23 protein-coding genes are annotated in these 10,953 nt (G+C 64.7%); all 23 read left to right on the top strand.

Going from position 1 to position 10,953, the window contains the following annotated elements; all coding sequences use genetic code 11:
• Window positions 1-920 (top strand): elongation factor Tu (gene tuf / locus AB1346_01630; GenBank protein MEW6719131.1); only part of this gene is annotated, 920 nt, incomplete at its 5' end.
• A gap of 29 nt (window positions 921-949) precedes the next feature.
• Window positions 950-1,258, top strand: coding sequence for a 30S ribosomal protein S10 (gene rpsJ, locus AB1346_01625; protein MEW6719130.1), 309 nt, complete (start codon window positions 950-952; stop codon window positions 1,256-1,258).
• Window positions 1,259-1,300: 42 nt separating this feature from the next.
• Entirely contained in the window at window positions 1,301-1,957 is a 657-nt protein-coding gene (rplC, locus tag AB1346_01620; protein MEW6719129.1) for a 50S ribosomal protein L3, read from the top strand.
• A 4-nt stretch (window positions 1,958-1,961) separates the two neighbouring features.
• Window positions 1,962-2,585 (top strand): 50S ribosomal protein L4, encoded by a 624-nt coding sequence (rplD, locus tag AB1346_01615; protein ID MEW6719128.1) that lies wholly within the window; start codon window positions 1,962-1,964, stop codon window positions 2,583-2,585.
• On the top strand, window positions 2,582-2,869 hold the full coding sequence (locus AB1346_01610; GenBank protein ID MEW6719127.1) for a 50S ribosomal protein L23: 288 nt from the start codon (window positions 2,582-2,584) through the stop codon (window positions 2,867-2,869). The genes rplD and AB1346_01610 overlap by 4 nt, the downstream gene beginning before the upstream one ends.
• Window positions 2,870-2,872: 3 nt before the next feature.
• A complete protein-coding gene (gene rplB / locus AB1346_01605; protein ID MEW6719126.1) occupies window positions 2,873-3,697 on the top strand; it encodes a 50S ribosomal protein L2 in 825 nt (274 codons plus the stop codon).
• Window positions 3,698-3,715: 18 nt separating this feature from the next.
• On the top strand, window positions 3,716-3,997 hold the full coding sequence (gene rpsS / locus AB1346_01600; protein ID MEW6719125.1) for a 30S ribosomal protein S19: 282 nt from the start codon (window positions 3,716-3,718) through the stop codon (window positions 3,995-3,997).
• Between the two features lie 25 nt (window positions 3,998-4,022).
• A complete protein-coding gene (rplV, locus tag AB1346_01595) occupies window positions 4,023-4,355 on the top strand; it encodes a 50S ribosomal protein L22 (GenBank protein MEW6719124.1) in 333 nt (110 codons plus the stop codon).
• A gap of 15 nt (window positions 4,356-4,370) precedes the next feature.
• Window positions 4,371-5,027, top strand: a complete 657-nt coding sequence (gene rpsC / locus AB1346_01590) for a 30S ribosomal protein S3 (protein ID MEW6719123.1) — start codon at window positions 4,371-4,373, stop codon at window positions 5,025-5,027.
• A 13-nt stretch (window positions 5,028-5,040) separates the two neighbouring features.
• Window positions 5,041-5,451, top strand: coding sequence for a 50S ribosomal protein L16 (rplP, locus tag AB1346_01585; GenBank protein MEW6719122.1), 411 nt, complete (start codon window positions 5,041-5,043; stop codon window positions 5,449-5,451).
• A 4-nt stretch (window positions 5,452-5,455) separates the two neighbouring features.
• Window positions 5,456-5,656 carry a 50S ribosomal protein L29 gene (gene rpmC, locus AB1346_01580; GenBank protein MEW6719121.1) on the top strand — a complete coding sequence of 67 codons (201 nt, stop codon included), beginning with the start codon at window positions 5,456-5,458 and terminating at the stop codon, window positions 5,654-5,656.
• A gap of 19 nt (window positions 5,657-5,675) precedes the next feature.
• Window positions 5,676-5,939, top strand: a complete 264-nt coding sequence (gene rpsQ / locus AB1346_01575; protein ID MEW6719120.1) for a 30S ribosomal protein S17 — start codon at window positions 5,676-5,678, stop codon at window positions 5,937-5,939.
• Between the two features lie 32 nt (window positions 5,940-5,971).
• The gene (rplN, locus tag AB1346_01570) at window positions 5,972-6,340 is read left to right on the top strand and encodes a 50S ribosomal protein L14 (GenBank protein MEW6719119.1); all 369 of its coding nucleotides are present in this window, start codon (window positions 5,972-5,974) and stop codon (window positions 6,338-6,340) included.
• Between the two features lie 14 nt (window positions 6,341-6,354).
• The gene (rplX, locus tag AB1346_01565) at window positions 6,355-6,696 is read left to right on the top strand and encodes a 50S ribosomal protein L24 (protein ID MEW6719118.1); all 342 of its coding nucleotides are present in this window, start codon (window positions 6,355-6,357) and stop codon (window positions 6,694-6,696) included.
• A gap of 43 nt (window positions 6,697-6,739) precedes the next feature.
• Complete coding sequence (rplE, locus tag AB1346_01560) at window positions 6,740-7,279, top strand: 50S ribosomal protein L5 (protein ID MEW6719117.1); 540 nt, start codon at window positions 6,740-6,742, stop codon at window positions 7,277-7,279.
• Between the two features lie 28 nt (window positions 7,280-7,307).
• Window positions 7,308-7,493 (top strand): type Z 30S ribosomal protein S14, encoded by a 186-nt coding sequence (locus tag AB1346_01555; protein MEW6719116.1) that lies wholly within the window; start codon window positions 7,308-7,310, stop codon window positions 7,491-7,493.
• A 9-nt stretch (window positions 7,494-7,502) separates the two neighbouring features.
• A complete protein-coding gene (rpsH, locus tag AB1346_01550) occupies window positions 7,503-7,901 on the top strand; it encodes a 30S ribosomal protein S8 (GenBank protein ID MEW6719115.1) in 399 nt (132 codons plus the stop codon).
• Between the two features lie 30 nt (window positions 7,902-7,931).
• Window positions 7,932-8,465 (top strand): 50S ribosomal protein L6, encoded by a 534-nt coding sequence (gene rplF, locus AB1346_01545; GenBank protein MEW6719114.1) that lies wholly within the window; start codon window positions 7,932-7,934, stop codon window positions 8,463-8,465.
• A gap of 40 nt (window positions 8,466-8,505) precedes the next feature.
• Window positions 8,506-8,874, top strand: a complete 369-nt coding sequence (rplR, locus tag AB1346_01540; protein ID MEW6719113.1) for a 50S ribosomal protein L18 — start codon at window positions 8,506-8,508, stop codon at window positions 8,872-8,874.
• Window positions 8,875-8,914: 40 nt separating this feature from the next.
• Complete coding sequence (gene rpsE / locus AB1346_01535; GenBank protein ID MEW6719112.1) at window positions 8,915-9,415, top strand: 30S ribosomal protein S5; 501 nt, start codon at window positions 8,915-8,917, stop codon at window positions 9,413-9,415.
• Window positions 9,412-9,606, top strand: a complete 195-nt coding sequence (gene rpmD / locus AB1346_01530) for a 50S ribosomal protein L30 (protein MEW6719111.1) — start codon at window positions 9,412-9,414, stop codon at window positions 9,604-9,606. The genes rpsE and rpmD overlap by 4 nt, the downstream gene beginning before the upstream one ends.
• Window positions 9,603-10,040, top strand: a complete 438-nt coding sequence (gene rplO / locus AB1346_01525) for a 50S ribosomal protein L15 (GenBank protein MEW6719110.1) — start codon at window positions 9,603-9,605, stop codon at window positions 10,038-10,040. The genes rpmD and rplO overlap by 4 nt, the downstream gene beginning before the upstream one ends.
• 5 nt (window positions 10,041-10,045) lie before the next feature.
• Window positions 10,046-10,953, top strand: a 908-nt coding sequence (gene secY / locus AB1346_01520) for a preprotein translocase subunit SecY (GenBank protein MEW6719109.1), incomplete at its 3' end; no start/stop codon positions are given.

The raw sequence follows: 10,953 nt of genomic DNA, 5'->3' as shown, positions 1-10,953 counted from the left end.
CGGGCGCGGCGCAGATGGACGGCGCGGTCCTTCTGGTTTCGGCGGCGGACGGTCCGATGCCTCAGACGCGGGAGCACATCCTTTTGGCGCGTCAGGTCGGCGTTCCGTACATCGTGGTGTTCATGAACAAGGTGGACATGGTGGACGATCCGGAGCTGTTGGACCTGGTGGAGCTGGAGGTCCGGGAGCTGTTGACCAAGTACGAATTTCCCGGCGACAAGACTCCGATCATCCGGGGTGCCGCGACGAAGGCGTTGGCGTGCGGCTGCGGGAAGGACGAGTGCCCGAACTGCAAGTGCGTTCACGAGCTGATGGCGGCGGTGGATTCGTACATTCCGACTCCGGAGCGCGCGGTGGACAAGCCGTTCCTGATGGCGATCGAGGACGTGTTTTCGATTTCGGGTCGCGGGACGGTGGTGACGGGCCGCGTGGAGCGCGGGATCGTGAAGGTCGGCGACGAGGTGGAGATCATCGGTTTGCGGGACACGCAGAAGACGGTTGCGACGGGCGTGGAGATGTTCCGGAAGCTGCTGGACCAGGGTCAGGCGGGCGACAACATCGGCGTTTTGCTTCGCGGGACGAAGAAAGACGACGTGGAGCGCGTGCAGGTGTTGGCGAAGCCGGGCTCGATCACTCCGCACAAGAAGTTCAAGGCGTCGGCGTACATATTGACGAAGGAGGAGGGCGGTCGTCACACGCCGTTCTTCAACGGGTACCGTCCGCAGTTTTATTTCCGGACGACGGACGTGACGGGAGTGGGTACGTTGCCGGAGGGCGTGGAGATGGTGATGCCGGGGGACAACATCCAGATGTCGGTGGAGCTGATCACCCCGGTGGCGATGGAGAAGGAGCTGCGGTTCGCGATCCGCGAGGGCGGCCGGACCGTCGGCGCCGGCGTCGTCGCGGAAATCACGGAGTAAAGGCGAAGAAGGGGGGCAGCGACGTGGCGATCGAGCACCAGAAGATACGGATCCGCTTGAAGGCATTCGATTACAAGCTGCTGGACAAGGCCACGAGCGAGATCGTGGAGAAGGCCCGGCAGACGGGAGCGAAGGTCGCGGGACCGATCCCCCTTCCGACTCAAATCCAGAGGTTCACGGTGAACCGCTCGCCGCACGTCGACAAGAAGAGCCGCGAGCAGTTCGAGATCCGCACGCACAAGAGGCTTCTCGACATCCATGAACCCCCCGGGGCGACGATCGACGCGCTGATGAAGCTCGACCTGCCTGCGGGCGTGGAAGTGGAGATCAAGCTGTAGCGGACGGACGAAAACGACCGAGAACGGAAGCAGGTGCCGAAGATGACAACCGGAATACTTGGCAAGAAACTGGGCATGACCCAGCTGTTCGATACGGAAGGGAAGGCCGTCCCCGTCACCGTGATCGAGGCGGGCCCTTGCACCGTGATCCAGCGCAAGACCGCGAAGACCGACGGTTACGAGGCCGTGCAGATCGGATTCCAGCAGACGAAGGCCCAGAAGGTGGACAAGCCCATGCTGGGGCACTTCCAGAAGTCCGGCAAGGGGACCTTCCGGGCGCTGCAGGAGATCCGGCTCGAGGGGAGCGATCCCATCGACATCGGGGCCGAGATCAAGGTCGACATCTTCAAGGAAGGCGACGTGGTCGACGTGATGGGCCACACGAAGGGGCGCGGATTCGCGGGCGTCGTGAAGCGGTGGAGTTTCCGCGGCGGCCGCGCCACCCACGGTTCCATGTTCCACAGGGCGCCCGGCTCGATCGGCGCATCCGCCTACCCCTCCCGCGTCATCAAGAACATGAAGATGGGGGGGCACTACGGGAACGAGCGGGTGACCATCCTCAATCTCCGCGTCGTGGGCGTCCAGCCGGAGAAGAACCTCCTTCTCGTCCGGGGCGCGGTTCCCGGCGCGAAGAACAGCCTGGTCTTCGTCCGCCGGGCCGTCAAGAAGCAGGGCAACCAAGGGCCCGTGAGGAGCTAAAGAAATGGCTACCGTGGAAATCGTGGACAAGGAGCGAAAGGCGGCCGGCTCGGCGGAGCTCCCCGACAGCGTGTTCGGCGTCGAGGTGAAGCCCCACCTGCTGCAACACGTCGTCGTCGCCCAGCTTGCAGCCCGCCGCGCGGGAACGCACGACACCAAGACCCGAAAGGACGTCTCCGGCGGCGGGAAGAAGCCGTTCCGCCAGAAGGGGACCGGCCGGGCGCGGATGGGAACCTCCCGCTCTCCGCTTCTGCGCGGCGGCGGCACCGTATTCGGCCCTCATCCCCGCAAGTACGACTTTAAGGTGAACCGGAAGGAAATGAAGGCGGCCCTCTGCGGCGCGCTGACCTCCAAGGCGCAGGAGAACCGGATCGTGCTCGTGGACGATCTCTCCCTGCCGGCGCCCAAAACCAAGGAGTTCCTGAAGGTCGCCTCCGCCCTGGGACTCACCAGCGCGCTCCTCGTCGTGGACGGCGCCCCGGAGAACCTCGCCCTCGGGATGAGGAACCTGCGGGAGTTCAAGACGCTCCCGGTCAAGGCGCTCAACGTGTACGACGTGCTCTCCTACGACCAGCTCGTCCTGACGCGCGACGCGCTCGAGAAAATCACCGAGGTGCTCGGGAAATGAACATCTCCGACGTCATAAAGCGGCCCCTCATCACCGAGAAATCCACCCTCCTCAAGGGCGTGTCGAACTGCGTGCTGTTCGCGGTGGATTCCCGGGCCAACAAGAAAGAGGTCCGGGACGCGGTCGAGAAGAGCTTCAAGGTCAAGGTCGTCGACGTTCGCACGATGAACGTCGCGGGGAAGGCGAAACGCCGCGGGCGGACCGTCGGGCTTCGCCCCGGCTGGAAAAAGGCGGTCGTCACCCTGAAAGAGGGCGACAAGATCGAATTTTTCGAAGGAGTATGACCGATGGGCATCCGTAATTACAAGCCGACCTCACCCGGGCGCAGGGGCATGTCGGTCGTCACCACCGGGGAGCTTACGAAGAAGAAGCCCGAGCGCGCCCTCACGGAAAGCCTTTCGGGCACGGGCGGCAGGAACAACCTCGGCGAGATCACGGCGTGGCACCGCGGCGGCGGCCACAAGAGGAAGTACCGGATCATCGACTTCAAGCGCGACAAGCACGACATCCCCGCGAAGGTCGCGGCGCTCGAGTACGACCCGAACCGGTCCGCCCGCATCGCGCTGCTCAACTACGCTGACGGCGAGAAGCGGTACATTTTGGCGCCCACGGGCCTGTCCGTCGGCGACACTGTCATGTCGGGCGCAGGGGCGGACATCAAGCCGGGCAATGCGCTGCAGATCAGGAACATACCGGTGGGCACGCTCGTCCACAACGTGGAGCTGAAGGTCGGCAAGGGCGGGCAGATCGCCCGCTCCGCCGGCGCGGTCGTGCAGATCCTGGCCAAGGAAGGGAAGTACGCGCACCTGCGGCTCGCCTCCGGCGAGGTTCGGCTGGTGTTCATGGAGTGCATGGCCACGATCGGGCAGGTCGGGAACATGGAGCACGAGAAGGCGTCCCTCGGGAAGGCCGGGCGCAGCCGCTGGAAGGGGATCCGGCCGACCGTGCGCGGCGTCGCGATGAACCCGGTCGACCACCCCCTGGGCGGCGGCGAGGGACGCTCCTCCGGCGGCCGGCACCCGTGCACGCCGTGGGGGAAGCCGACCAAGGGATACCGGACCCGGAAGAACCCCGCCACCGACAGGTACATCGTCAAGCGGCGCGGGAAATAAAGGAAAAGGGGCAAGGACGTGGCGCGATCCGTCAAGAAGGGACCGTACGTGGAAGAGGGCCTGGCGAGGAAGCTGGCCAAGGCCGCGGCAACCGGCGACAAGAAGGTCATCAAGACATGGTCTCGCCGGTCGACCATCACCCCCGAGATGGTGGGATACACGTTCGCCGTTCACAACGGCCGGAAGTTCATGCCGGTCTTCGTCACGGAAAACATGGTGGGGCACAAGATGGGCGAATTTTCCCCCACGCGGACGTTCCACGGGCACTCGGGCGACCGCAAGGCCAAGGTCAAGAAGTAAGAGCTTCGAGAGAAGGAGAGCTGGGATGGAAGCATCCGCTACCGCGAAATTCATGCGCGTCTCCCCCCGCAAGGCGCGCCTGGTGGTCGACCTGATCCGCGGGAAGAAGATCGCCGACGCCCGGACGATCCTCTCCCTGGCGAAGAAGGCCTCCGCAGTCACCGTGAAGAAGGTCCTCGACTCGGCCGTCGCGAACGCGGGGCAGACGGGCCAGATCGACCTGGACACGCTGTACGTCAAGAGCGCCTACGTGAACTGCGGGGCTTCCCAGAGAAGGTTCCGTCCCGCGCCGATGGGGCGGGCGCACAAATACAAGAGGCGGACGAGCCACATCACGATCGTCGTCGACGAGGCCTGAGCGGGAGGCGCTGAATTGGGACAGAAGACGAATCCATACGGTTTTCGGCTTGGGATCATCCGGAGTTGGCGGTCCCGGTGGTACTCCGAGAAGGAGTACGCCTCCCGGCTGCAGGAGGACCTGCGCATCCGGAAGTACGTCAAGGGGCGGCTGAACCACGCCGGGGTTTCCTCCATCGAGATCGAGCGGCGCAGCAACCGGATCAACATCCTCATCGCCACGGCCCGGCCCGGCATCGTCATCGGGAAGAAGGGCGCGGAGATCGAGAACCTCAAGAAGGACCTCGCGAAGTTCACGACGAAGGATCTCTCGATCAACATCATCGAGATCCGTCGTCCCGAGACCGACGCGCAGCTCACCGCCGAGAACGTGGCGATGCAGCTCGAGCGGCGGATCGCCTTCCGGCGGGCCATGAAGAAGACGGTTCTCTCCTCCATGAAGCTGGGTGCCAAGGGGATCAAGATCCAGGTGTCCGGCCGCCTGGGCGGCGCGGAGATGTCGCGGACGGAATGGTACCGCGAGGGCCGGGTGCCCCTGCACACCGTCCGGGCCGACATCGACTACGGCGTCGCGGAGGCCCGCACCACCTACGGGATCATCGGGGTGAAGGTGTGGATCTACAAGGGAGAGGTGTTGCCGCAGGCGCCCGCCTCCCCGGCCATCAACGAATAGGAGAACGGGACCGATGCTTGCCCCAAAGAGGGTGAAATTCAGAAAGATGATGAAGGGACGCCGCCGCGGCGCCGCGCATGCGGGGAACGCGCTGAACTTCGGCGACTTCGGGGTGAAGGCGGCGACCGCGGGGTGGATCACCTCCCGGCAGATCGAGGCGGCCCGCGTCGCCATGACCCGGTTCGTCAAGCGCGGCGGCAAGATATGGATCCGGATCTTCCCCGACAAGCCGATCACCAAGAAGCCCGCGGAAACCCGCATGGGCAAGGGGAAGGGCGCGCCCGAGGAGTGGGTGTGCGTCGTCCGGCCGGGCCTCGTCCTCTACGAGATCGAGGGCGTCGACGAGGCGACCGCCCGCGAGGCGTTCCGGCTCGCGGAGCACAAGCTCCCCATCCAGACGAAATTCCTGGCCAGGGAGGGATGAGGCGATGAAGAAGAAGGAAGCGCGGGAGCTGACGCCCGAGGAGCTCCGCCAGAAGGAGCGGGAGATCCGGGACGAGATCTTCCGGCTGAAGATGAAGCGGAGCGCGTCCGCCCTCGACAACAAGATGCTGATCCGCAACCGGCGGAAGGACCTTGCGCGGGTGATCACGTTCCTGCACGCGAAGACGGAAGGGAAGGCGAACTGACATGACTTCGGAAAATACGATTGGAACCCGTGGGATCCAGAAGCGGAAGGTCGGCGTCGTCGTCAGCGACAAGATGGACAAGACGATCGTCGTCCAGGTCGAGCGGCTCGTCCCGCATCCCGTGTACCAGAAGTACGTGAAGCGCCGGAACCGCATCAAGGCGCACGACGAGAAGAACGAGTACCAGATCGGCGATCGCGTGGAGATCATCGAGACGCGCCCGTTGAGCAAGGACAAGCGGTGGCGAGTCAACCGGCTGATCGACCGGCCGGTCGTCCGGTAATCGGCAAAATCCCGTAGCGGAGTGGAAACGCCATGATCCAGATGCAGACCATGTTGGACGCCGCCGACAACTCCGGCGCGAAGCGTCTTTGCTGTATCAAGGTGCTCGGCGGCAGCAGGCGCCGTTACGCGGACGTGGGGGACATCATCGTCGTCAGCGTGAAGGAGGCGATCCCCCACGGCAAGGTGAAGAAGGGCGACGTGTACAAGGCGGTGGTCGTCCGGACCGTCAAGGAGGTGGGGCGGCCCGACGGCAGCTATCTTCGCTTCGACCAGAACTCCGCCGTCCTGATCAACCCTCAGGGCGAGCCCGTGGGCACCCGCATCTTCGGCCCCGTCGCCCGCGAGCTGCGCGCCAGGAAGTTCATGAAGATCATCTCACTGGCGCCGGAAGTCCTGTGAGCGGGGGGCGCGCGATGGAGGCGGCGAACAAGGTGCAGATCCGGAAAAACGACATCGTCAAGGTGATCACGGGCAAGGAAAAGGGGAAGGTCGGGCGCGTCCTCAAGGTCGACCGGGAGAAGGGGCGCCTCTTCGTCGAGAAGATCAACATGGTGAAGCGGCACATCAAGCCCGGAAAGGCCCACCCGCAGGGCGGCATCGTCGAGAAGGAGGCCGCGATGGCCTACTCGAACGTGATGATCATGTGCGACAAGTGCAACAAGCCCACCCGGATCTCGACTTCCGTCGACGGGGCGGGAAAGCGGAACCGGGCGTGCAAGCGGTGCGGCGACGTTCTGGAGACGAAAAAGAAATAAATGAATGCCTCCGCCTATGACCGGCGGACGGGGGGAAATGGAAATGCCGAGACTGCAGGACCTCTACAGGAACGAAATCGTTCCCAAGATGAAGGAGAAATTCGGGTACCGGAACGTCATGCAGGTGCCCCGGCTCGTCAAGGTCGTCGTGAACATGGGCCTCGGGGACGCGATCGAGAACATCAAGGTGATCGACACGGCCGCCCAGGAGATGGGGGTCATCACGGGGCAGAAAGCCGTCGTCACGAAGGCGCGGAAGAGCATTGCGAACTTCAAGCTGCGCGAGGGGGTGCCCATCGGCGTGATGGCGACCCTGCGGAAGGACCGCATGTACTTCTTCCTCGACAAGCTCATGGCGCTCGCATTGCCGCGCGTCCGCGACTTCCGGGGGGTCTCCCCGAAAGGGTTCGACGGAAGAGGGAACTACACCCTCGGCGTGAAGGAGCAGATCATATTTCCCGAGATCAACTACGACAAGATCGACAAGATCCGCGGGATGAACATCACGATCGTCACCACGGCGAAGACCGACGAGGAAGGACTGGAGCTCCTGAAGCTCCTGGGGATGCCGTTCCGGGCCTGATTCCGGGCGGTAGAGAGGAGACCCGACGTTGGCAAAGAAATCGCTCATCGCGAAGGCGAAGCGGACCCCGAAGTTCAAGGTCCGGAAATACAACCGGTGCCCGCGCTGCGGCCGCCCGCGCGCTTTCTACCGCAAGTTCCAGCTCTGCCGGATCTGCCTGCGGGACCTCGCCCTGAAGGGCGAGCTCCCCGGCGTGGTCAAGGCGAGCTGGTAGGGGGGGGTCATGGCGATCAACGACCACATTTCGAATCTCCTGGCGCGCGTCCGGAACGCCCAGATGTCCCGGTCCGACCAGCTCGAGATCCCGGCCAGCGGCGTCCTCCAGAACATCGCCCAGATCCTGAAAGAGGAAGGGTTCATCAAGGGGTACCGGGTCGTCAGCGAGCAGAACGTCAGCCGGCTGAAGATCACCCTCAAGTCGACCCCCGAGGCGGGATACGCCATCAAGGGGATGCGCCGCATGAGCCGGCCGGGCCGGCGGATCTACGTCGGGAAAGACGACATCCCGACCGTCAAGAACGGCTTCGGCGTCGCCATCGTGTCCACCTCGAAGGGGGTAATGACCGGGGAGAAGGCGAAGAAGCTTTCCGTCGGCGGCGAGCTGCTCTGCGAGGTCTGGTAGAAGGGTCCTTTTCCACGGAGGAGTGAAGCGATGTCGAGAATCGGGAAGAAGCCGGTGGTCATTCCCGCCGGCGTGAAGGTTGAAGTGGAGGGCGGGGAGCTGAAAGTGACCGGGAAGAAGGGGTCGCTTTCCCGGCACATCCCCGACAAGGTGGCGGTCGAGGTGTCGGGCTCGACGGCCACGGTGAAGCTGCTCGACGACGGCGCGAGGAACCTCTACGGGATGTATCGGACCCTGCTGGCGAACATGGTGGCGGGCGTGGGGGAAGGGTTCAGCCGGACCCTCGAGATCGTCGGCGTCGGCTACAAGGCCGAGGCGAAGCCCGGGAACCTCCAGTTGACGCTCGGATACTCCCACCCGGTGGTCTTCCCGCTTCCGCAGGGGATCACCGCGGAGGTCGAGGCGAACACGGTCATCAAGCTGAGCGGCATGGACAAGGAGCTGCTGGGCCAGACCGCCGCCAGGGTGCGCATGCTCCGGAAGCCCGACGCCTACAAGAACAAGGGCATCCGGTACCGCGGCGAGCGCCTGGTGAAGAAGGTCGGCAAGGCGGCAGGGAAATAACCGGCAGATCGCAACCTAAAGCGACGGGGATCGGAAAGCCATGAGCCAGAAGAATCAGCGTGAGATCGCAAGACAGAACCGGAAGTCCCGGATCCGGAAGCGGATCTTCGGCACGGAGCAGCGCCCGCGGCTGTCGGTGTTCCGCAGCGCTAAGCACATATACGCACAACTGGTAGTGGACTCCACCGGGTCCACGATCCTGGCCGCCTCCACCCTCTCCCCGGAGATCCGGACCGAGATCGGCGAGCTCGACAAGAGCGACGCCGCGAAGAAGGTCGGCCAGCTCATCGGGAAGAAGGCGCAGGAAAAGAACATCCGCCAGGTGGTTTTCGACAGGAACGGGTTCCTCTACCACGGCCGGATCAAGGCGCTGGCGGAAGGGGCAAGGGAGTCCGGGCTCGAGTTTTAGCGGAAAACGCACACTCTCGCGAGTGCATGGGGAGGAAGGTTTGAAAAGAGTCAATCCGGAAGGTCTCGATCTGAAGGACCGGGTGGTTCACATCAGCCGCGTGGCCAAGGTCGTGAAGGGCGGTCGGCGCTTCTCCTTCAGCGCGGTGGTGGTAGTCGGCGACGGCAACGGCCACGTCGGGACCGGCCTGGGCAAGGCCAACGAGGTTCCCGACGCCATAAAGAAGGCCGTCCAGAACGCGAAGCGTTCGCTGATCCGGATCCCGCTGGTCAACGGGACGATCCCCCACGAGGTGACGGGGGAGTTCGGCGCCAGCAAGGTGGTCATCCGGCCGGCTTCCCCCGGTACCGGCGTCATCGCGGGAGGCGGCGTCCGGGCCGTCGTGGAATCCAGCGGGATCACGAACGTCCTGACCAAGTCGCTGGGGAGCAACAACCCGCATAACCTCGTGAAGGCCGCCATCGAGGGGCTCGCGCAGCTCCGGACCGGCGAGCAGATCGCCGGGATCCGGGGGCCGAAGGAAGAAGAGGCGACGGCATGAGCGGAGAACTTCGCGTCACCCTCGTGAAGGGGCTGAGCGGCCGGACGGAATACCACCGGAAGGTCGTTCGGGGTCTGGGGCTCACCCGGCTGCACCGGGCGGTCGTCCTCAAGGACACCCCGGAGATCCGCGGGATGGTCGAGAAGGTCAAGTTCCTCGTCCGCATGGAAGAGGTGGGGGATACGAAATGAAGCTCTCGGAACTGCGCCCCGCGGAAGGGGCGAAAAGCCAGAGGAAGCGCGTCGGGCGCGGCAAGGGGTCCGGCCTCGGGAAGACCGCGGGGAAAGGGCACAAGGGGCTCCGCGCGCGCAGCGGCGGCGGGACGAAGCCCGGCTACGAGGGCGGCCAGATGCCGATGCAGCGCCGCCTGCCGAAACGCGGCTTCACCAACGTCTTCCGCAAGGAATGGGCGATCGTCAACGTGAAGGATCTGAACCGCTTCCCGGCCGACTCGGTCGTGGACGCGGGCGCCCTCCGCGCGGAAGGGCTGGTGAAAGGCGACGCCGCGGGGATCAAGCTCCTCGGCGACGGAGAGGTCGACCGGAAGCTCACCGTGAAAGTGGACCGCGCCAGCAAGGCGGCCGTGGAGAAGGTCCAGGCTGCCGGCGGAACCGTGGAGGTCTGAAGCCCGTGCTCGGAGGATTCCAGAACATCACCCGCGTGCCGGAGCTCAAGCGGCGGATCCTCGTCACCGGGCTCCTGCTCATCGTCTACCGCATCGGGATCCACGTCCCGACCCCCGGGATCGACAACCTGGCGCTGAAGTCCGTCTTCGAGAGCCAGGCGGGAACGCTGTTCGGGATGATCGACATGTTCTCCGGAGGGGCGCTCGCGCGCTTCTCCATCTTCACCCTCGGCATCATGCCCTACATCAGCTCCTCGATCATCCTCCAGCTGCTGACGGTGGTCATCCCGCAGCTCGAGAAGCTTTCCAAGGAAGGCGAGCTGGGCCGGAGAAAGATCACCCAGTACACGCGCTACGGGACGGTCGTCCTTTCGATCATCCAGGGGCTGGGGATCGCCGTCGGTCTCGAAAGCGTCGGCGCCGGCGCCACGGGGTCGGTCGTCTACGAGCCCGGCTGGAGCTTCCGGATCATGACGGTGCTGACGCTCACGGCCGGGACCGCCTTCCTGATGTGGCTCGGCGAGCAGATCACGGAGCGCGGGATCGGTAACGGAATCTCGCTCATCATCTTCACCGGCATCGTCGCCCGGTTCCCCAGCGGACTGGTCCGCACCGTCACCCTGGTGCGGACGGGGGAGATGAACATCTTCTCCGCGCTGTTCATCCTTGCGCTCATGGTCGGCGTGATCGGGATCATCATCTATTTCGAGCGCGCGCACCGCAGGATACCGGTACAGTATGCGCGCAGGATCGTCGGCCGCCGGATCTACGGGGGCCAGAGCACCCACCTGCCGCTGAAGGTGAACACGGCGGGCGTCATCCCCCCGATCTTCGCCTCCTCGATCCTGCTGTTCCCGGCGACGATCGCGCAGTTCATCAAGCACCCGATCACGGCGAAGGTTTCGGGTTGGCT

Source organism: Thermodesulfobacteriota bacterium, assembly GCA_040758155.1.
Classification (GTDB): domain Bacteria; phylum Desulfobacterota; class Deferrimicrobia; order Deferrimicrobiales; family Deferrimicrobiaceae; genus UBA2219.
Note: the sequence above shows the minus strand (reverse complement) of the source record. Positions and strands in the feature narration are given on the sequence as shown.

Bases quoted from the DNA above. Each gene is read 5' to 3' on its own strand.
- rplE (MEW6719117.1), top strand. From the start codon at position 6,740: ATGCCGAGACTGCAGGACCTCTACAGGAACGAAATCGTTCCCAAGATG.
- AB1346_01610 (MEW6719127.1), top strand. From the start codon at position 2,582: ATGAACATCTCCGACGTCATAAAGCGGCCCCTCATCACCGAGAAATCC.
- rpmD (MEW6719111.1), top strand. From the start codon at position 9,412: ATGAGCGGAGAACTTCGCGTCACCCTCGTGAAGGGGCTGAGCGGCCGG.
- rplD (MEW6719128.1), top strand. From the start codon at position 1,962: ATGGCTACCGTGGAAATCGTGGACAAGGAGCGAAAGGCGGCCGGCTCG.
- rplN (MEW6719119.1), top strand. From the start codon at position 5,972: ATGATCCAGATGCAGACCATGTTGGACGCCGCCGACAACTCCGGCGCG.
- rpmC (MEW6719121.1), top strand. From the start codon at position 5,456: ATGAAGAAGAAGGAAGCGCGGGAGCTGACGCCCGAGGAGCTCCGCCAG.
- rplF (MEW6719114.1), top strand. From the start codon at position 7,932: ATGTCGAGAATCGGGAAGAAGCCGGTGGTCATTCCCGCCGGCGTGAAG.
- rplR (MEW6719113.1), top strand. From the start codon at position 8,506: ATGAGCCAGAAGAATCAGCGTGAGATCGCAAGACAGAACCGGAAGTCC.
- rplX (MEW6719118.1), top strand. From the start codon at position 6,355: ATGGAGGCGGCGAACAAGGTGCAGATCCGGAAAAACGACATCGTCAAG.
- rplP (MEW6719122.1), top strand. From the start codon at position 5,041: ATGCTTGCCCCAAAGAGGGTGAAATTCAGAAAGATGATGAAGGGACGC.
- rplV (MEW6719124.1), top strand. From the start codon at position 4,023: ATGGAAGCATCCGCTACCGCGAAATTCATGCGCGTCTCCCCCCGCAAG.
- rplC (MEW6719129.1), top strand. From the start codon at position 1,301: ATGACAACCGGAATACTTGGCAAGAAACTGGGCATGACCCAGCTGTTC.
- rpsH (MEW6719115.1), top strand. From the start codon at position 7,503: ATGGCGATCAACGACCACATTTCGAATCTCCTGGCGCGCGTCCGGAAC.
- rplB (MEW6719126.1), top strand. From the start codon at position 2,873: ATGGGCATCCGTAATTACAAGCCGACCTCACCCGGGCGCAGGGGCATG.
- rplO (MEW6719110.1), top strand. From the start codon at position 9,603: ATGAAGCTCTCGGAACTGCGCCCCGCGGAAGGGGCGAAAAGCCAGAGG.